This is a genomic window from Fontisphaera persica, from assembly GCF_024832785.1.
Lineage (GTDB): Bacteria > Verrucomicrobiota > Verrucomicrobiia > Limisphaerales > Fontisphaeraceae > Fontisphaera > Fontisphaera persica.
The window spans coordinates 1,272,547-1,290,836 of sequence record NZ_CP116615.1; the positions used below are offsets into that span (position 1 = coordinate 1,272,547).

The following is an 18,290-nucleotide window of genomic DNA, read 5'->3' on the forward strand; positions in this document are numbered from 1 at the left end:
GCATGAAAACCAGCGCCCTTCCCACCGGCACAGCGTTAATAACCGGAGCCTCCAGCGGCATTGGGGCGGAGTTTGCCCGCCAACTGGCGAGGCGTGGGCAGCGGCTGGTGTTGGTGGCAAGAAGGGCCGAGCGTCTGGAAGCTTTGGCGCGAGAGTTAAAGCAAGTACATGGGGTGACAATAGAGTGTCTGTCGGCGGATTTGGCTGAGACCAGCGGCCAGGAGCTTGTGGCCCAGCGGCTGCAGGGCACGCCTCCGGTGGAGTGGTTAATCAATAATGCGGGCTTTGGTTCTGGTGGACTTTACCATGAAACCAAAGCGCCCAAGCAAATGGCCATGATTGAAGTGCATGTCAAAGCCACGGCCCGCTTAATCCGGGCTGTGCTGCCCGCCATGGTGCAGCGCCGTCAGGGGGTAATCATCAATGTGGCCTCCATTGCCGCTTTCGCCATGGTGCCCACCAGCGCCATGTACAGCTCGACAAAGTTGTGGATGGTGGGATTCACCAAGGCCCTTGCCGCCGAGTTGGAGGGCACGGGGGTGCATATTCAAGCTCTTTGCCCGGGATTTACCCACACGGAGTTTCATGACACGGAGGAGTATCGTCATTTCAACCGCCAGGTGGTGCCCTCGTTCTGTTGGATGACAGCGGCGGAGGTGGTGCGTCAATCCTTGCACGCCGTGGAACGCGGCTCGGGCGTCTTCATCCCCGGTTGGTTTAACCGCCTTATGGTTTTGGGCATGAAAATGCCGGGTGTGCAAAGCCTGGGGAAATGGTATGCTCGACGCCGTTGGCACGGTTCGCCCTCCAGCCCTTAATGTGGCCTGCCACAGGCGCAGGTTGGGGCAGGGGAGGATGGCAGCGGGGATGGAGTATAATTCAAGTAAGGCCCCAGCCATTTCTCGACTTCCTGAAGCCGCATGCCTTTGCGCAGGTGATAATCCAAAATCTGGTCACGGTCCAGCTTGCCCACGCCAAAATATTTGGCTTCGGGATGGGCAAAGTACAGCCCGCTGACACTGCTGGCAGGCCACATGGCGCCGCTCTCTGTCAGACGTATGCCAGTGTGTTCTTCCACCTGCAATAACTGCCAGAGCGTCCATTTTTCGCTGTGGTCCGGACAGGCAGGATAACCGGCAGCCGGGCGAATGCCGCGATAGCGCTCGCGGATTAAATCTTCCTGCGATAGTTGTTCGTCACGCCCGTACCCCCAATCACGCCGGGCTTTCTGATGAAGATATTCGGCAAACGCCTCAGCCAGACGGTCGGCCAGGGCCTCCAGCAAAATGGCATTGTAGTCATCATGCGCGGCCTTGAACGCCTGCACGCGGGAGTGCACCTCGTGGCCGGCGGTTACCGCAAAGGCGCCCAAATAATCACGGCGCCCGCTTTCACGCGGCGCAATATAGTCCGCCAAACAATGGTTGAATTGGGAAGCCGGTTTTTCCATTTGTTGGCGCAGAAAATGGAAGCGGGCGATGACCCGCTGCGCTTCGTCCGGCGAGTACACCTCCACGTCATCACCCACGCTGTTGGCGGGGAAAAAGCCGTAAACGCCGCGAGGTTGCAGCCAGTGCTCATGGATGATTTTTTCCAGCATCGCCTGGGCATCCGCATACAGCTCGCGTGCCCGTGGCCCCACCGACGCATCATCCAAAATGGCCGGGAAACGACCGCGCAGCTCCCAGGCATGGAAAAAGGGCGACCAATCCACGTATGGCACCAAGTCCGCGACGGTGATGCGCAGGTCTCCGCTGTCCGGCGCCAATTGGCGCACGCCCAAAAAAGCTGGGATGGGAATGTCCACGGACTCCCAGTCAAATCTTGGCCGGCGCCGCCGGGCTTCCGTCAGCGGCACCAGCCGGGCCTGATGCGCACCATGCTCCTGGCGCAGCCGGTCGTAATCCATCCGTAGGTTTTTGAGGAATGTTTCCCGCTGCTCAGGATTTAACAAACTGCCCAGCACGGGAACGGCCCGGGAGGCGTCCAAAACATGCACCACTGCGCCGTGGTACACGGGGGCAATTTTCACGGCCGTATGGGCTTTGCTGGTGGTGGCGCCGCCGATGAGCAGGGGCAACTCCAGGCCAGTGCGTTCCATCTCCCGTGCCACATGCACCATTTCATCCAGTGAGGGGGTGATGAGGCCGCTGAGCCCGATGGCATCCACTTTTTCCCGGGCCGCCACTTCGAGAATCTTCTCGCAGGGCGTCATGACCCCCAAATCAATCACTTCGTAATGGTTGCAGGCCAGCACGACACCCACGATGTTTTTGCCGATGTCATGCACATCCCCTTTGACAGTGGCCAGCAACACCTTGCCTTGAGGCCGCCCCGCGCCTGAGGCTTTTTCCGCTTCCATGAAGGGTTGCAGATAAGCCACGGCCTTTTTCATCACACGCGCGCTTTTGACCACCTGAGGCAAAAACATGCGTCCGCTGCCGAACAAATCCCCCACCACGTTCATGCCGTCCATCAAGGGGCCTTCAATCACCGCCAGCGGTTGTCCGAGCTTCTGACGAGCTTCCTCAACATCGGTTTCGATGTAATCCGTGATGCCGTGAATCAGGGCGTGCTTCAAGCGTTCTTCCACGGGGGCCTGACGCCAGGCCGCTTCTGCTTCGACCTGCTGGGCCTGCTGGGGCCGCATTTGGGCGGCGTAGGCAATCAATCGCTCCGTGGCGTCCGGGCGGCGATTGAGAAGCACGTCTTCCACCCGCTCGCGCAATTCGGCTGGAATGTTCTCATACACGGCCAGCATACCGGCGTTGACTATGCCCATGTCCAGCCCGGCGCGCACGGCATGATACAAAAAGGCCGAATGCATGGCTTCGCGCACGACGTTTTGGCCGCGAAAACTGAAAGAAACGTTGCTGATGCCACCGCTGGTTTTGGCCAGGGGAAGGTTCTGCTTGATCCAACGCACCGCCTCGATGAAGGCGACGCCGTAGTTGGCATGTTCTTCCATGCCGGTGCCAACCGTCAGGACGTTGGGATCAAAAATAATGTCTTGAGGGGGGAAATGGGCCTTTTCCGTGAGCAGGCGGTAGGCGCGGGCACAGACCGCGATTTTACGCTCGTAAGAGTCCGCCTGGCCCTGCTCATCAAAGGCCATCACCACTACCGCCGCACCATAACGGCGCATCAGCCGGGCCTGCTCCAAAAATTTCTCCTCGCCCTCCTTGAGGCTGATGGAATTGACCACGCCTTTGCCTTGCAGACATTTCAAGCCGGCTTCAATGACGCTCCACTTGGAGCTGTCCAGCATGACCGGCACCCGCGCCACTTCCGGTTCGGTGGCAATCAGGTGCAGGAAGTGGGTCATGGCTCGCTCGGCATCCAACAGCCCTTCATCCATGTTGACATCAATCATCTGCGCGCCATTTTCCACCTGCTGGCGAGCGATGTTGACGGCCTCTTCAAATTGGTTTTCCCGAATGAGCTTCGCAAATTTGGGGGAGCCGGTGACATTGGTGCGTTCGCCAATGTTGATGAAGTTGCTTTCCGGGCGGACCACCAACTCGTCCAAACCACTCAAGTGCAAGTGCGTGTCCGCTGGCGGCGGCTGGCGGGGCGGAATGTCCCGCATGACTTCAGCAATGGCGCGGATGTGGTCGGGAGTGGTACCGCAACAGCCGCCCACCAGGTTCAACCAGCCGTTGCGAGCCCATTCAGCCAGTTGTGGGGCCAATGTTTCCGGTGTTTCCGGAAAACCGGTGGGGAGCAGGGGATTGGGCAGGCCTGCATTGGGGTAGGCACTGACAAATACGGGGGCGATTTGGGCCAGTTCTTCAATCAGTGGCCGCATTTCCCGCGGCCCCAAAGCGCAATTCATGCCCACGCTCAGCAAGGGCACATGGGCAATTGAGGTCCAGAAAGCGCCCACCGTCTGGCCGGTGACGCCCCGATTGCTGCCCGCTTGAATGAAGGTCACTGATGCCATCAGGGGCAGCGAAATCCCACGTTCATCAAACAGTTTCTGCAGCGCAAAAAACGCCGCCTTGGCATTCAGGGTGTCAAAAATCGTTTCGACCAGGAAGATATCAACGCCTCCGTCCATCAGGCCGCGGGCTTGTTCGTGGTAAGCGGCCACCAATTCATCGTAGGTGACGGAGCGAGAGGCGGCATTATGCACATCTGTGCCCAGGGAGGCCGTGCGGGTGGTGGGTCCCAGCGCGCCAGCCACCCAGCATTGCCGGCCGGGATGGTGTTGCATGAAGGCGTCCGCGGCACGCCGGGCGCATTGAGCGCCTGCCACATTCATTTCATAGGCAAACGCCTGCAGGTCATAATCCGCCAGGGAAATGGCCTGAGCATTGAAGGTATTGGTTTCAATGATATCAGCACCCGCTTCCAGATAGGCTGCGTGGATGGATTCCACCACGTCGGGGGCAGTCAGGTTCAGCAGGTCATTTAATCCCTTCAGGGAGCGGGGCCAGGAGGCGAACCGGGAACCGCGAAAAACCGCCTCCTCCAGTTTGCGCATCTGGATCATGGTGCCCATCGCCCCGTCAATGATGACGATGCGTTGGCGTAGCAGTTCGGCCAGTGCCTGTCCTCGCGCTGTGTTGCCTGCAAACGCGCCACTCATATAAGAGGAGATTAGCACACGTTACAACATTGTAAATATCATTTTATCCTGATATGATGATATGATATTGTAAGCGTCGTGAGTGGTTTTCGATAAAAAACCCCTGCCCCACCACGAATGGGCAGGGCAGGGGAGGCCGGCCTGGGACAAAAGGTTTAACGCTTTTGCTGCCGATTCGCTTTTCTTTCAGCCTGGGCCTCGTTGCGGGCCTTCTCCCACTTGGCGTATTGCTCGGGGGTCAGGATTTCCTTGAGCTTGTCTGCCAGTCCCTGTTGAACCTCGCGCAGTTTTGCGGCTTTTTCCACCTTGCCCAAAGAGGCATCCTGGCGGATTCCCTTCAGTTTATCTTTTTGTTCCTGCAGTACGGTTTTGAGCTTGGCCTTCTGCTCCGTCGTCAAATCCAATTCGACGCCCAATTCCTTGAGTTTTTGGGCGGCTTTGGGACGTGCAGCCGCCTCTGCGGGTTTATCTGCGGCTTGCGCTGGTGCGGCTGCCATCAACCCGAAGGCCAGGCCAGCACCTAGACACCATATCCAATGCTTTTTCATCATGGTTCACCTCATCATTCGTCTCTTGCTATGGCCTGCTCCTCGCTCACCACGAGCGGGATGGCCCTTCAATTCTCTTGACGATGAGCGGCCAGCCAGTGTTACCAGATTTTACCGCCTCTCAATCAAACATGGCGCTTCCCTCAGCGCGGCCAGCGGTTAGGCGTCAAGAAAAAGGGCGTCAACAGCCAGAAGCCCCATTATGCCGGCCCCATATGATTTAGGAGTGTCTCAGGGGCAACCGAGGAACTTGGTACCCCACGAAACCCATGGTTAAGAAACGGCGCCGATTTTGTCCATTTCTGCTATTTACAGAATGAAAGATTGTTTTATAGTCGCCCCTCGTTTGTTTTTAACGATTATGCGCAATAATCTACATGTTGCCGTGGTCGGCGCGACGGGTGCCGTCGGCGTCGAGATGGTGAAAACTTTGGAACGCCGCAATTTTCCAGTGGCCAGGCTGACGCTGCTGGCCTCGGCCCGTTCCGTGGGCAAAAAGTTGAAATACCGCGGCGAAGAGGTGCCGGTAACCGAACTGAAGCGGGATTCCTTCAAAGGGGTGGATATTGCGTTGTTCAGCGCCGGCAGCAGCATCTCGAAGGAATTTGCGCCGCTGGCTGCTGCGGATGGCTGTGTGGTGGTGGACAACTCGAGCTGCTTCCGCATGGATGATCAGGTCCCGCTGGTGGTGCCGGAAATCAATGCCGCCGACGTCAAGTGGCACAAGGGCATCATTGCCAACCCCAATTGCACCACGGCCATCACGTTGATGGCCTTGTATCCGCTGCATGCGGCGTTTGGGTGCACCCGCATCTTTGCCTCCAGTTACCAGGCGGTCTCCGGCACTGGCGCGAAGGCCATCGAAGAACTCCGCCGGCAGATAAATCAAATTGTCCGCGGCGAGCCGGTCACCAAAGAAGTTTATCCTCATCAAATTGCCTTCAATGTGCTGCCCCATGTGGACTCCTTCCTGGCCAATGGCTACACCAAGGAGGAAATGAAGATGCAGAATGAGGGCCGGAAAATCATGCATCACCCCGCTTTCCGCGCCAGTGTGACCTGTGTGCGCGTGCCGGTGTATCGGGCCCATTCCGTGGCCGTCAGCGCGGAATTTGAGAAGCCGGTCACGGTGGCGGCAGCGCGCGAAGTGCTGCTCAAGGCGCCCGGCCTGGATGTGGTGGATGATCCCGAAAACAAGAAATACCCCATGCCGTTGTTCACCGCCGAGAAGGATAATTGCGAAGTGGGCCGTCTGCGTCAGGACTGCGCTCTGGACAACGGCCTCTGCTTCTGGGTCTCCGGTGACCAACTGTTGAAAGGCGCCGCCTTGAACGCAGTGCAGATTGCCGAGGAGTTGCTGAAGCTCTAGAACCAGGCTTGGGTAGCGATTGATATTGCTCCAACCGGCGGAAGCGCAAACTTCCGCCGGTTCATATTTTAGCGCTTTCCGGCGGTAACATTGGTTAACCTTCATTTTCATGACCTGGCTCAAAGCAAGGGCGGTCTGGTCCTGCTAACTTTCCAGGCTAACAAACGCGGCATGACGAAACGCGACATCATAAGTATTCAAAAAGAATTAAACTAATTATATAAGTATATCTGGTGATAGAAATTAGTTGAATAAAAAGAAAACTGATGGATATTTTCTGGGACGGGCATTATGGGAAAAACTTATTATCTCGACCTGGTGTACCTGGCGGCCTTCGCCTTCGGGGGGCTGTTGTTTGCCCTGGCGCCAGTCATCCTGGGGAAACTGCTTTCCGCCCGCCACACCCGTCAATCGGCAAATAAGACCGGCCAGTTTGTCGAGTGCGGCATGGACCCCATTGGCGACGCCTGGATTCGGTACAGCGCCGTTTACTATTTATATGCCTTGATTTTTGTCGCCTTCGCCGTGGACGTGTTGTTTCTCATTCCCGTCGCCCTGGTCTATGACCGGGAATTCGCGTGGCGGGACCTGGTGGAGGTGTTGATTTTTGTGGGCATCTTGTCGCTGGTCATTGTGTATGCTTGGAAGAAAGGAATCTTCGAATGGACTCGGAAGTCCAATGTTCCCAAATCGTGAAGTTTGCGCGGCTGGAGGATTTGCTGGCCTTGGGCCGCGCTAACTCCTTGTGGCCGTTGACCTTCGGCCTGGCCTGTTGCGCCATCGAGATGATGGCCGCAGGCGCGTCCCGATTTGATTTGGCACGATTTGGCGCCGAGGTGTTCCGACCATCGCCACGGCAGGCGGATGTGATGATTGTCGCGGGCACCATTACCAAAAAAATGGCGCCGGCGGTAAAAACGCTCTATGACCAGATGCCGGAGCCTAAATGGGTGATTGCGATGGGGAACTGTGCAATCTCTGGCGGGCCTTTTGTGTATCCCGGTCAATATTCCGTGGTGGAGGGGGTGGACAAGCTGTTTCCGGTGGATGTGTACATCCCCGGCTGCCCTCCTCGGCCGGAGGCTTTGATTGAAGGGATATTGGCCTTGGAGAAGAAACTTACTGGCAAACGGCGGTGGCCGGAAGTCAAACCGCCACCAGCCTCAGAGCCAGCATAACCTACTGTCTTATCATGAATATAAATAATACTAATACACAGCCAAAGGTGGCACCCCCCCTGCCGGCCGCTGAGCATCCTTTGGCTCATCTGGCCCTTCCGCTCGAGCGAGTGGACTATGCTCGCCGCGGTGTGCACTTTGAAGGCCATGTGGAGCCGGCCCAGGTGGTGCTGGCGGCGGCGTTGATGGAACAGGAGGGATTTGCTTTGGATGCCGTGACCGGGGTGGATTGGCCGCAGGACAATCAGATGGAGATTGTCTATGATTATTTCCATCCCGCCTTGGGATGGCGGGTGGCCATTCGCACACGGGTGCGGCGTGATTTGCCGGAGGTGCCCAGCATCTCCCATGTTTATCCCGGCGCGAACTGGCATGAGCGGGAAGCGTGGGAGTTTTTTGGCATCCATTTTTCCGGGCATCCGAATTTGGCGCCACTGTTGTTGCCCGATGACGCCGATTACCACCCCTTGCGGAAAGATTTTGCGGCTGCATGACGCCTGCCGAGGCCATCGAAGCCGCCCGCCGGGCTGGCAATGAGACTTTCATCCTAAACTTGGGGCCGCAGCATCCGGCGACCCATGGGGTGTTGCGCATCAAGTTAACGATGGATGGCGAGTACATCCTGCGCGCCGAGCCGGTGGCAGGATACATCCATCGCATGCACGAAAAGATGGGGGAAAACCGGACATGGGCCCAATACCTGCCCAACACAGGCCGGATTGATTATTTGTCCGCCATGACCTACACCCACGCCTACGTGGCGGCGGTGGAGCGGGCGGCGGGCATTGAGGTGCCGCGTCGCGCGGAATTTATCCGGGTGATTACTTCGGAATTAAATCGCATCTCCAGTCATTTGGTTTGGTTTGGGGCCTTTCTGTTGGACCTCGGCGGATTCACGCCGCTGCTGTATGCCTTCGATGACCGGGAGAAGATTCTCGACATGCTGGAAGGCATTACCGGCTCACGGCTGACGTATTGCTATTACCGGTTTGGCGGAGTGTGCAATGATGTGGATGATGCATTTCTGAGTGCGGCGCGTGATTTTGTGCCCTACATGCGTGAACGGTTGAAGATGTACGACACCCTCGTGACCGAGAATCTCATCCTGCGCAAACGGCTGGAAGGCATAGGGCCCATCAGCAAAAAAATGTGCTGCAAATATGGCGCGACCGGCCCGGTAATGCGTGGCTCCGGCATGGCCTATGATGTGCGTCGCATGGAGCCTTATTCAGTTTATTCCGAGTTGGAATTTGACATTCCCCATTATCCCGAAGGGGATTGCATGGCGCGCTACCGTGTTCGCATGGAGGAGATGGCGCAGAGTTTGCGGATTATTGAACAGGCGGTGGCCATGATTCCCGCAGGCCCCTTTCAAACCCCGGGGGTGCCCCGCGCCCTGAAACCGCCAGCGGGCGATTACTGCTTTGCGGTGGAAGCTGCGCGTGGGCGTTTGCTGGTCCGCGTGGTCAGTGATGGCAAGGAAATGCCCTATCGGGTGCGCTGGCGCACACCTTCTTTTTGCAACATCACCCTGTTTGAAGAAGCCAGCCGGGGCATGATGCTGGCGGATGCCCTGGCTCTGCTTGGCAGTTTGGACCTCGTCATCCCTGACATTGACCGCTAAGCGATGAACCTGCCGGAACCCATACGACTGTTGGCCTGGCTCTTCGGCCTGATGGCTTTTGTGGGGCTGAATGCGGCTTATCTGGTGTGGGCGGAGCGCAAAGGCTCCGGGCGTTTCCAGCGCCGTCTCGGGCCAACGGAGGTGGGATTCGCCGGCCTGTTGCAGCCGATTGCGGACAGCATCAAACTCCTGACCAAACAGTTGCTGGTGCCGCCCACAGTGGATGGGGTTTTATTTCGCACGGCGCCCCTGCTGGTGATTATTCCCGCCATGATTAGTCTGGCGGTTATTCCCTTCAGTGATTCCTTGGTCGCCCGCAACATTCACCTGGGCATGTTGGTGGTGTTCGCCTTTGGTTCCATCCATGTGCTGGCGGTGATGCTGGCCGGGTGGGCCTCGCGCAACAAATACGCCATTATTTCAGCGGCACGGGTGGTTTCACAAAACGTGGCCTACGAAATTCCCATGCTGCTGGTGGTCATCACGCTGCTCATGAGCACGGGCACCACCAACCTGATGGAAATCGTGCAACAACAGGCCGGACCGTTCTGGAAGTGGAACATCTTTCGCCTGGACCATAACCCGCTCGCGCCGGTGACCTTTCTGGTGTTTTACATCTGCATGCTGGCGGAAACCAACCGTGCTCCGTTCGACATGGCTGAAGCGGAAAGTGAACTGGTGGCCGGCGCCATCACCGAGTATTCCGGCATGGGATTCGGGGTATTCTTCATCGGCGAATATGCCAACGTGCTCGTGGGCTGCGCTCTGGCCACGCTGTTGTTTCTGGGCGGCTGGCAAAGTCCCATCGGCATCCTGCCCGGGGTGTTCTGGTTTTTGCTGAAGATGTACCTTTTGATTTTTGCAGTGATGTGGGTGCGTTGGACCTTTCCCCGTACCCAATTTTACACCTTGTTGAATCTTTCGTGGAAGGTGTTAATCCCCATCTCGCTGGGGACGCTGGTGCTGACGGCCGTTGTGTTGAAGTTGTTCTGATTATTCATGAAAAGTGCCCGAGATTTCTGGAAGGGATGCCTGAGCCTGTGGGCAGGCCTGCAGGTGACATTGCGGGAGTTTTTCAAACCGCCGGTCACCGAACAGTATCCCTATGAAGCGCCTCATATTCCCCCGCGTTTTCGCGGTCATATTGAACTGGTACGGGACCCCAAGACGGGCGAGGTAATTTGCTTCGCCTGCAAGGCATGTGAAAAGGCCTGTCCCAGCGATTGCATCCTGGTCGAGGGCGAGAAAAAACCGGGCGCCAAACGCAAATCGGTCACTGTATTCAAGCTGGACTTTACCAAGTGCAGTCTGTGCGGTTCCTGCATTGAAGCCTGCAAAAGCGGGGCCATTCGTTTTTCCAAGGACTACAACCTTGCTGGTTTTTCCAAGGAAGAATTCATCATGGACCTTTTCAAGCGGTTGGAAGAGGAGGCCCGTCGGCAACCCCCGCCTGAGCCAGTCGCGGCACCCGGCAGCGAAACGGGGGAAGCCCCCAAGCGAACGCCAGATGTGGTGGTGGTAACCGTGGAAGGGCAGGGGAGGTAATGACCATGCTGGGCATTCTGGGAGTGGACGCGGCCGGTGCCAGCATCACGGCCTTGTTTTGGTTTTTTGTGGCGCTGACTGCTGGTGGAGCATTGATTGCTGTACTGACGACACGTGTTATTCGCAGTGTTTGCGGGCTGGCCATTTGCTGCCTGGGGCTGGCGGGAATGTACTACTACTTGCACAGTCCGTTTCTCGCCTTGATGGAGGTGCTGATTTATATCGGGGCCGTTTGCGTGACCATAGTTTTTGCCATCATGCTGGCGGAGCCGGACGAGCCGCCGCCGGCGCCACGCACCCGGGCCACGTGGGCATGGGCAATCATCATGTTGGTTCCCGCCTTCGGGATTTTCCTGCTGCTGAGTCATCTTAGCCTTGCCGGGCCCTGGCCGGCGGAGCCGGTCATGCGGGGGGATGATTCCCTCAAGGCCGTGGGGATTTCCCTCCTGACCACTTATTGCCTGGCATTTGAGTTGATTTCGCTCGTGCTCCTGGCGGCCATTCTGGGCGCGCTGGTGGTGGCACGGGAAGGTCGGACAAGAGAACATTGACATGCCTATCTATCAACAATCTGAAATTTATCTGGTGCTGGCCGCCTTTCTGCTTGCGGCGGGCATTTTCGGACTTCTTCGCCGCCGCACGCTGGTGGGCATGCTCATCTCAGGCGAGTTGATTTTCTCGGCGGCCGCGCTGAATTTTGTGGCATTAAATCATTTTCATGCCCCTCAACCGGCCCATGGGCAAATCTTTGTCCTGTTCATCATGGGGCTGGCGGCGGCGGAAGTATCCATCGCCCTAAGCATCATCATCGCGGTCTATCGTAATTACCGTTCGATTCAAACCCGCGATCTCACGGATTTGAAGGGATAATCGTTCATGGAAAGCGCCCACGATATCCGCCTCTTGTTGGCGTTGCTGGCCCCGTTGCTGGGAGCGGGGCTGGTTTTGCTCAACCGCCGGCATCCCAACCGGCGCGAGGCCAGTTCGCTCGTGGCCGCCGTTGCGTTGTTGGCCATCACGCTTTCTCTCCTGCCGGAAATTCGGTCAGATCGCAAACTGGTTTATACCCTTTTTCCCTTGTTGCCCGGGCTGAGCATCAGCTTGCGCGCCGATGCGCTGTCCATGCTCTTCGCGGTGACGGCCTCTGCCTTGTGGGTAGTTACGGTATTTTACTCGGCCGGCTACATGCGAGGACTTCATGAGCATGCCCAGACGCGCTTCAACGTCTGTTTCGCGCTGGCTTTGTTTGGCGCCATAGGTTGTGCCTTTGCGGACAATCTGCTGACCCTGTACCTGTTTTATGAAGTAATCAGCATTACGACTTACCCCTTGGTGGCCCATCACCAGGATGAGGAGGGATACACCGGGGGCAAGAAGTACCTCACTTACCTGACCTTGACCGCCAAAGGTCTGGTGCTGCCCGCCATGGCGGCCATTTATGCCCTGACCGGCACGCTGGATTTTGCAGACAACATCCGGCCTGGTATTCTGCCTGCCGATACTTCACAACTGGTCTTTACGTTATTGTATGTGGCCTGCCTGTTGGGCTTTGCCAAGAACGGCGTCATGCCTTTACACCATTGGCTGCCTGGCGCCATGGTGGCCCCCACGCCGGTGAGTGCACTGCTGCATGCGGTGGCCGTGGTGAAAGCGGGTGTTTTTAGCACTGTCCGTGTGATGTTGTACGTATTCGGCACTGACGGAATGGAGGCTTTTGGCTTGGGGCTGCCTACCGCCTATTTCGTCGCTTTCACCATCATTGCTGCGTCCGTGATTGCGCTGAGTCAAGACAACCTCAAGTTGCGGCTGGCCTACTCCACGGTAAGCCAGTTGTCCTATGTGATTCTGGGCGTGGCGTTGTTAACCCCGGCAGCCATTGAGGGAGGACTGGTGCACATCGCCAATCACGCCTTTTCCAAAATCACCCTTTTCTTCTGTGCGGGCGCCATTTATGTGGCCACGCACAAGAAAAACATCTCGGAAATGGCCGGACTGGGGCGCGCCATGCCCGTGACGTTTGGCGCTTTTGCCATCGCCTCCCTCAGCATGATTGGCGCCCCGCCGGTGGCGGGCTTCATTACCAAGTGGAATCTGTTGCTGGGCGCATGGGATGCACGCTCGGTGTTAATCATTGGGGTGTTGCTGGCCAGCACCTTGTTAAACGCAGCCTATTTCGTGCCGGTAATCTATCAGGCCTTTTTCGGGGCACCCACTGGCGAAGCGAGCTTGGAACACCAAGGTGAGGCGCATCCGGCCATGGTGGTGCCACTGGCGATTACGGCGGTGATTTCCGTGGTCATCGGCTGTTACCCGGATTTCTTCCTGCGCCTCACCCAGGAAATACTTCCATGAAACTGGTTCAAATCATTGAATGGCTGAGGGCGCGTTTGCGCTGGGTGGTCAAGGTTTGTCTGGCCATTTTGGCCGTCCTGGTGCTCCTGGACGCCGTGCCCGGCGTGGTGGATAAAAGCCACGCTCACACGCAAATAGAGCGGTGGCCGGGATTCTGGGCGATTTTTGGTGTGGTGGGGTGCGCGTTGCTCATCGTGGTGTCCAAGGCGTTTGGGAAATTGGGCATCATGCGAAAGGAGGATTACTACGATGAGTGACCTCTGGCTTCATCCGGCCCTGATTTTGGTATTGGGCGCGCTGGTATTGCCCTGGCTTCCTGAACGTGCCCGTAAAATCTGGTTGCTGGCCATACCCCTGCTGGCTTTCTGGCGAGTCACCCAACTAACGCCGGGCATCCATGGGGAGTTGGCATTTCTGAAGTGGACGCTGGTTTTTGGACGAGTAGATGCCCTGAGCCAGATTTTTGGTTACATCATGGGGCTGGTATGCGTGATTGCCACGCTTTATGGATGGCACGTCAAGGAGTCGGGGCAGCACAGTGCCGCGTGGTTCTATGCGGCCGGCTCCCTTGGGGTCATCTATGCCGGCGATTTCCTGGTCTTGTTTGTGTTCTGGGAGTTGATGGCGTTTGCCTCCGTATTTTTGGTCTGGTACCGGCGCGGTCGTAGGGCGCTGGCGGCGGGCTTTCGTTATTTACTGGTGCACGTGGCTGGCGGACTTTCCTTGCTTGCCGGCATCATTTTGCATCATGGCGCCACAGGCAGCCTGGCTTTCCAGTCCATGGCGTGGGGGCAGGGAGGCGTGGCGGCGTGGTTGATCCTGGTGGGTTTTCTGTTGAATGCAGCCGTGCCCCCACTGCACGCCTGGCTGCCGGATGCGTATGCGGAAGGCACTTTCAATGGTTCAGTTTTCTTGTCCGCGTTGACCACCAAGACGGCGGTGTATGCCTTGTGCCGTGGTTTTGCGGGATGGGAAATCTTGGTGCCACTGGGGGTGGTCATGGCGTTGTATGGGGTGGTGTATGCAGTGCTGGAAAATGACTGCCGCCGGTTGCTGGCTTATCACATCATCAGTCAGGTGGGCTACATGGTGGCCGGGGTAGGCATGGGCACAGCCATGGCCATCAATGGGGCCTGCGCCCATGCTTTTGCGCACATCCTCTATAAAGGTTTGCTTTTCATGGGCTGTGGCGCCGTGTTGCATATGACGGGCGAGAGCCGATTTACAGAACTGGGGGGCTTGTACAAGAAGATGCCATGGACTTTTCTGTTCACTTTAATTGGCGGCCTTTCCATCTCGGCTTTTCCCCTGTTCAGCGGCTTTGTCAGCAAGTCCATGATTGTGGCGGCTGGCTTTGAGGGGCACCGTCTGGGGGCAGCCTATTTGCTGATGCTTGCGTCGGTTGGCACTTTCCTGCATACAGGTTTGAAGGTGCCTTATTTCATCTGGTTTGGGCAAAACCGTTGTCGTCCGGAGACCTGGGAGCGTGCGGCTGACCCGCCCTGGAACATGAATGCGGCCATGGCTATTGCATCCTTTCTGTGCATTTTTATTGGCATATACACACCCTACTTGTACAACATGCTGCCGCATCAGGAAGTAGTGGCCGATTATCACCCCTATACCGCGTATCATATCTCTGAGACTTTGCTGGTGCTCTTGTTCACCGCGGTGGGCTTTTTCCTGTTGCTGAAAAAACTGGAACCCACTCCCACCATCAGCCTGGATTTGGACTGGTTTTACCGCAAGGCGGGCCGGGTATTTTTGCGCGTTGCGGAAGGGCCGGTGCAATGCCTGGATGCATGGGTGGGCACTCTCTATCAGCGGCTGGGGCTGGCCGGTTTGATGCGTGCCGCCCGGCTGATGGGCCAATTTGATCAGCGCGTCATTGACGGGGCGGTGGATGGGCTGGCGGCGGCCATCGGGGCTGCTGGCGCACGGGTGCGCCTGGCGCAACGCGGCCATTTGCAGGAAAGCTTGGCGCTGGCTTTCGCCATGGCTGCCGTGCTGCTCCTGTTGTTTCTTTGGATTTGGTAGATGCCTGACTTGTTCAACAATATCGGTTTCCCCTGGCTGAGCGTTTTGATTTTCAGCCCGCTGGTAGCGCTGACGGTGCTGTTATTGCTGCCGGGGGCGCGCGCTCAACGCTGGTGGACCCTGTTTTTCACCACGGGGGAGTTTGCAGTTTCGTTGCTCCTTTATCCCCAATTTAACCCGCAGACCGCGGCCTATCAGTTTGTGGAGCAACATGCTTGGATTGCTCCGTGGAAGATTCATTATACGGTGGGGGTGGACGGCATCAGTTTGTGGCTGGTTCTGTTAACCACCCTGGTGATGCCTCTGTGTGTGCTGGCTTCATGGACCTACATCCAAACCCGGCTGAAGGAGTTTTTGGCGGCTCTCTTGTTGATGGAAACCGCCATGTTGGGGGTGTTTTGCGCGCTCGACTTCGTGCTCTTTTTTGTTTTCTGGGAAGCCATGTTGATTCCCATGGCGTTAATCATCGGTGTCTGGGGCGGTCCGCGCAGAATCTATGCCGCGCTCAAGTTCTTTGTCTATACCATGGCCGGCTCGGTGTTTCTGCTGGTGGCTATCATTGCCTTGTTTTTGCAGGCCGGAACGTTTCACATTCCCGATTTAATGGGGCGGGAGTACCCCATGAACGTTCAGTTTTGGGTCTTCCTCGCTTTCTTCATTTCCTTTGCCATCAAAGTGCCCATGTTTCCCTTTCACACTTGGTTGCCGGCAGCCCATGTGGAAGCTCCCACGGCGGGCAGTGTGCTGCTTGCCAGTATTCTTCTTAAGATGGGCGGTTACGGTTTTGTGCGATTGAGCCTGCCCATAACCCCACAAGCTGCACAGCTATTTGCTCCGGCAATTCAGTGGCTATCGGTCATCGCCATTATCTACGGGGGCCTGGCGGCTTTGGCACAAACCGACATGAAAAAGCTCGTGGCTTATTCTAGTGTGGCGCACATGGGGTTTGTGACGCTGGGCATATTTACTTTTACCAGTGGCGGCCTCGAGGGTGCCATGCTGCAGATGATCAATCATGGGATAACTACCGGCGCGCTGTTTATTTGTGTGGGACTGCTCTACGAGCGGTTGCATACCCGCGAAATGAATGCCGCGGCGGGGGTGGGGAAATTCATGCCTGTTTTCATCACCGCCTTTGGCGTGTTCGCCCTGTCCAGCATGGCTTTTCCGGGCACCAACAGTTTCATTGGCGAATTTTTAGTTTTGGCCTCCACCTTTGCTTCTGTGCCGATGGTGGCCGTGGCGGCGGTGCCGGGAGTTATCATTGCGGCCGCGTATCTTTTGCGCCTGCTTCAACGCCTGGCGTGGGGCGGCACCTGCAACCCTGACCATGCTGGCATCAAAGACTTAAGCTGGCACGAAATTGCAGCCTTGTTGCCGTTGTTCATGCTGGTTTTTTGGCTGGGACTGAAGCCCGGTTCCTTCGTGGAGGCCATGCGGCCTAGTTTGCTAAACCTATTGCAACAAGTTCAGTCGGCAGCGAAATTATGAACATCTCCCGCCTCGGCTTTCGTGAGACAACAAACCCGCGCACTGCCGGGGGAGCGCTTGTCTTTGCTCTTGAATCCAACTACGAAGTTGCCTGCCCGGCAGGTCATGGATCCTTTTGATGCTGCATTTTATCAATTCATATTTGCCTGAGCTGCTGCTGCTAACCGGGGCGCTTGCCCTGTTCTTTGTCACGCTGGGCGAGCGCCGCAGCCTCCTGGCCCGTCGGGTAGCCTTGGGAACGGCACTGGCCACCATTGCCGCCTGTGTCCTGGCCCTGCCGGCGGAATCCATTCTATTCGACGGCGCTTATCGCGTGGATGGGTTTTCACAGATTCTTAAGTTATTCCTGGCCTTGGGGCTGTTTCTGGCGTTGCTTACCGCAGGCGGGCTGCGGGATATTCCCGCCGATTTCCGCCCCGAATTTTATCTTTTCACCGTCCTTGGCGGCTTTGGCCTGGTGACATTGGTAAGCTGTGTGGATGTACTGACGCTGGTGGTGGCTTTGCAAATGGCATCGTTCCCGTTGTACCTGCTGGTGCCGCTGCGCCGTGAGCGCGAAGGGCAGCGTGCACAAATGGAGTCCGCGGCCAAATACATCATGTTCGGCATCGCCGCCAATGGCATCATGCTGTTTGGCCTGAGTTATCTGTATGGCCTTACGGGGGCCACCGCTTTGCCAGCCCTCATGCATAAATTGCGGCCCGTGGCAGAATCGCCTCTGGCCTTGGCCGGGCTGGCACTGACGTGTTGTGGGCTTTTCTACAAACTGGCGGTCTTCCCCTTTCATTTTTGGACGCCGGATGTTTATCAAGGTTCCTCCAACGAATCTGCTGCCATTATCGCATCTTTACCCAAATTGGGCGCGGTGGCCGTCCTGGCCCGCCTGACCGCGCTGGCCAGCCCAGACAACCCGCGCTTTGCTTTGTTGCTGGCAGTGCTGGCAGCAGCCTCGATGTTTTACGGCAACCTGGCGGCGCTGGTGCAGACGGATCTTAAACGGTTGCTGGGCTTCAGCGGCATTGCACATGCAGGCTATACGGTGGTGGGCTTGGTGGCCTTGGATCGCGACGGCCGCGCCGCTGCATTGTACTACCTTTTTGCCTACCTTTTCATGACGCTCGCCTGCTTCACGGTGGTTTGCCGCGTGTCTTATGAAGGACGCAACGTGGCTATGAGTGAACTGGCCGGGCTGCACCGCCGCTCGCCTTTGTTGGCGTGGACACTGTTGGCCGGGGTATTTGGGCTGGCCGGGGTGCCTCCTCTGGCAGGTTTCATTGGCAAGCTGGCATTACTCAAGGCCGCGCTGGCACAAGGCTGGTTGTGGTTGTTGGTGCTTGCGGTTCTGAACAGTGCCATCGCGGTTTATTATTATCTGCTGCTCATTCGCGAGGCCTTCTTCCGGGATGCCACACCGGAGGCGCCGGTGCTTGAATTGGATGCCGCTACGCGCTGGCTTTGCTGGCTATTGGTGGTCTTGATTCTGGCCCTGGGACTTTTTCCCGGACGCATCATTGCGTTGCTAGGCATGGTGGTCTGAGGGAACGACGGCAGCGCT

17 protein-coding genes are annotated in these 18,290 nt (G+C 57.2%); 15 read left to right on the plus strand and 2 right to left on the minus strand.

Translation table 11 applies throughout. The features are described from left to right. Positions 1-2 precede the first annotated feature (2 nt). On the plus strand, positions 3-818 hold the full coding sequence (locus tag NXS98_RS04395) for an SDR family NAD(P)-dependent oxidoreductase (RefSeq protein ID WP_283847260.1): 816 nt from the start codon (positions 3-5) through the stop codon (positions 816-818). Here NXS98_RS04395 and metH read toward each other — a convergent pair. Together metH and NXS98_RS04405 are read right to left on the minus strand one after the other, a co-directional pair. Further along, positions 815-4,591 carry a methionine synthase gene (gene metH, locus NXS98_RS04400; protein WP_283847261.1) on the minus strand — a complete coding sequence of 1,259 codons (3,777 nt, stop codon included), beginning with the start codon at positions 4,589-4,591 and terminating at the stop codon, positions 815-817. The genes NXS98_RS04395 and metH overlap by 4 nt on opposite strands. Positions 4,592-4,746: 155 nt before the next feature. Beyond that, positions 4,747-5,142 (minus strand): hypothetical protein, encoded by a 396-nt coding sequence (locus NXS98_RS04405; protein WP_283847262.1) that lies wholly within the window; start codon positions 5,140-5,142, stop codon positions 4,747-4,749. Positions 5,143-5,500: 358 nt separating this feature from the next. Between NXS98_RS04405 and NXS98_RS04410 the strand changes: the two genes are divergently transcribed. The 14 genes from NXS98_RS04410 (at position 5,501) to NXS98_RS04475 (ending at position 18,272) form a co-directional block, all read left to right on the plus strand. Continuing rightward, on the plus strand, positions 5,501-6,508 hold the full coding sequence (locus tag NXS98_RS04410; RefSeq protein WP_283847263.1) for an aspartate-semialdehyde dehydrogenase: 1,008 nt from the start codon (positions 5,501-5,503) through the stop codon (positions 6,506-6,508). Positions 6,509-6,799: 291 nt separating this feature from the next. Next, positions 6,800-7,204: an NADH-quinone oxidoreductase subunit A gene (locus NXS98_RS04415; RefSeq protein ID WP_283847264.1), complete on the plus strand. Its 405-nt coding sequence runs from the start codon at positions 6,800-6,802 to the stop codon at positions 7,202-7,204. Further along, complete coding sequence (locus NXS98_RS04420) at positions 7,171-7,686, plus strand: NADH-quinone oxidoreductase subunit B (RefSeq protein WP_283847265.1); 516 nt, start codon at positions 7,171-7,173, stop codon at positions 7,684-7,686. The genes NXS98_RS04415 and NXS98_RS04420 overlap by 34 nt, the downstream gene beginning before the upstream one ends. A gap of 80 nt (positions 7,687-7,766) precedes the next feature. After that, entirely contained in the window at positions 7,767-8,180 is a 414-nt protein-coding gene (locus tag NXS98_RS04425) for an NADH-quinone oxidoreductase subunit C (protein WP_283847266.1), read from the plus strand. Then, positions 8,177-9,310, plus strand: a complete 1,134-nt coding sequence (locus tag NXS98_RS04430; RefSeq protein ID WP_283847267.1) for an NADH-quinone oxidoreductase subunit D — start codon at positions 8,177-8,179, stop codon at positions 9,308-9,310. The genes NXS98_RS04425 and NXS98_RS04430 overlap by 4 nt, the downstream gene beginning before the upstream one ends. Before the next feature lie 3 nt (positions 9,311-9,313). Continuing rightward, positions 9,314-10,303, plus strand: coding sequence for an NADH-quinone oxidoreductase subunit NuoH (gene nuoH, locus NXS98_RS04435; protein WP_283847268.1), 990 nt, complete (start codon positions 9,314-9,316; stop codon positions 10,301-10,303). A gap of 6 nt (positions 10,304-10,309) precedes the next feature. Beyond that, on the plus strand, positions 10,310-10,855 hold the full coding sequence (locus NXS98_RS04440; protein ID WP_283847269.1) for a NuoI/complex I 23 kDa subunit family protein: 546 nt from the start codon (positions 10,310-10,312) through the stop codon (positions 10,853-10,855). Positions 10,856-10,860: 5 nt separating this feature from the next. After that, a complete protein-coding gene (locus NXS98_RS04445; RefSeq protein ID WP_283847270.1) occupies positions 10,861-11,406 on the plus strand; it encodes an NADH-quinone oxidoreductase subunit J family protein in 546 nt (181 codons plus the stop codon). A gap of 1 nt (position 11,407) precedes the next feature. After that, positions 11,408-11,725: an NADH-quinone oxidoreductase subunit NuoK gene (nuoK, locus tag NXS98_RS04450; RefSeq protein WP_283847271.1), complete on the plus strand. Its 318-nt coding sequence runs from the start codon at positions 11,408-11,410 to the stop codon at positions 11,723-11,725. A gap of 6 nt (positions 11,726-11,731) precedes the next feature. Further along, positions 11,732-13,207 (plus strand): monovalent cation/H+ antiporter subunit D family protein, encoded by a 1,476-nt coding sequence (locus tag NXS98_RS04455; protein ID WP_283847272.1) that lies wholly within the window; start codon positions 11,732-11,734, stop codon positions 13,205-13,207. After that, positions 13,204-13,464: a hypothetical protein gene (locus NXS98_RS04460; RefSeq protein WP_283847273.1), complete on the plus strand. Its 261-nt coding sequence runs from the start codon at positions 13,204-13,206 to the stop codon at positions 13,462-13,464. The genes NXS98_RS04455 and NXS98_RS04460 overlap by 4 nt, the downstream gene beginning before the upstream one ends. Further along, the gene (locus NXS98_RS04465; RefSeq protein WP_283847274.1) at positions 13,457-15,244 is read left to right on the plus strand and encodes a Na(+)/H(+) antiporter subunit D; all 1,788 of its coding nucleotides are present in this window, start codon (positions 13,457-13,459) and stop codon (positions 15,242-15,244) included. The genes NXS98_RS04460 and NXS98_RS04465 overlap by 8 nt, the downstream gene beginning before the upstream one ends. After that, positions 15,245-16,735: an NADH-quinone oxidoreductase subunit M gene (locus NXS98_RS04470; protein ID WP_283847275.1), complete on the plus strand. Its 1,491-nt coding sequence runs from the start codon at positions 15,245-15,247 to the stop codon at positions 16,733-16,735. It begins immediately after the preceding gene. 142 nt (positions 16,736-16,877) lie between these two features. Beyond that, positions 16,878-18,272, plus strand: a complete 1,395-nt coding sequence (locus NXS98_RS04475; RefSeq protein ID WP_283847276.1) for an NADH-quinone oxidoreductase subunit N — start codon at positions 16,878-16,880, stop codon at positions 18,270-18,272. Positions 18,273-18,290: the final 18 nt, after the last annotated feature.

Excerpts from the sequence above, each read along its gene's own strand:
- NXS98_RS04395 (WP_283847260.1), top strand. The coding sequence starts at position 3 with ATGAAAACCAGCGCCCTTCCCACCGGCACAGCGTTAATAACCGGAGCC.
- metH (WP_283847261.1), bottom strand. The coding sequence starts at position 4,591 with ATGAGTGGCGCGTTTGCAGGCAACACAGCGCGAGGACAGGCACTGGCC.
- NXS98_RS04405 (WP_283847262.1), bottom strand. The coding sequence starts at position 5,142 with ATGATGAAAAAGCATTGGATATGGTGTCTAGGTGCTGGCCTGGCCTTC.
- NXS98_RS04410 (WP_283847263.1), top strand. The coding sequence starts at position 5,501 with ATGCGCAATAATCTACATGTTGCCGTGGTCGGCGCGACGGGTGCCGTC.
- NXS98_RS04415 (WP_283847264.1), top strand. The coding sequence starts at position 6,800 with ATGGGAAAAACTTATTATCTCGACCTGGTGTACCTGGCGGCCTTCGCC.
- NXS98_RS04420 (WP_283847265.1), top strand. The coding sequence starts at position 7,171 with ATGGACTCGGAAGTCCAATGTTCCCAAATCGTGAAGTTTGCGCGGCTG.
- NXS98_RS04430 (WP_283847267.1), top strand. The coding sequence starts at position 8,177 with ATGACGCCTGCCGAGGCCATCGAAGCCGCCCGCCGGGCTGGCAATGAG.
- nuoH (WP_283847268.1), top strand. The coding sequence starts at position 9,314 with ATGAACCTGCCGGAACCCATACGACTGTTGGCCTGGCTCTTCGGCCTG.
- NXS98_RS04440 (WP_283847269.1), top strand. The coding sequence starts at position 10,310 with ATGAAAAGTGCCCGAGATTTCTGGAAGGGATGCCTGAGCCTGTGGGCA.
- NXS98_RS04445 (WP_283847270.1), top strand. The coding sequence starts at position 10,861 with ATGCTGGGCATTCTGGGAGTGGACGCGGCCGGTGCCAGCATCACGGCC.
- nuoK (WP_283847271.1), top strand. The coding sequence starts at position 11,408 with ATGCCTATCTATCAACAATCTGAAATTTATCTGGTGCTGGCCGCCTTT.
- NXS98_RS04455 (WP_283847272.1), top strand. The coding sequence starts at position 11,732 with ATGGAAAGCGCCCACGATATCCGCCTCTTGTTGGCGTTGCTGGCCCCG.
- NXS98_RS04460 (WP_283847273.1), top strand. The coding sequence starts at position 13,204 with ATGAAACTGGTTCAAATCATTGAATGGCTGAGGGCGCGTTTGCGCTGG.
- NXS98_RS04465 (WP_283847274.1), top strand. The coding sequence starts at position 13,457 with ATGAGTGACCTCTGGCTTCATCCGGCCCTGATTTTGGTATTGGGCGCG.
- NXS98_RS04470 (WP_283847275.1), top strand. The coding sequence starts at position 15,245 with ATGCCTGACTTGTTCAACAATATCGGTTTCCCCTGGCTGAGCGTTTTG.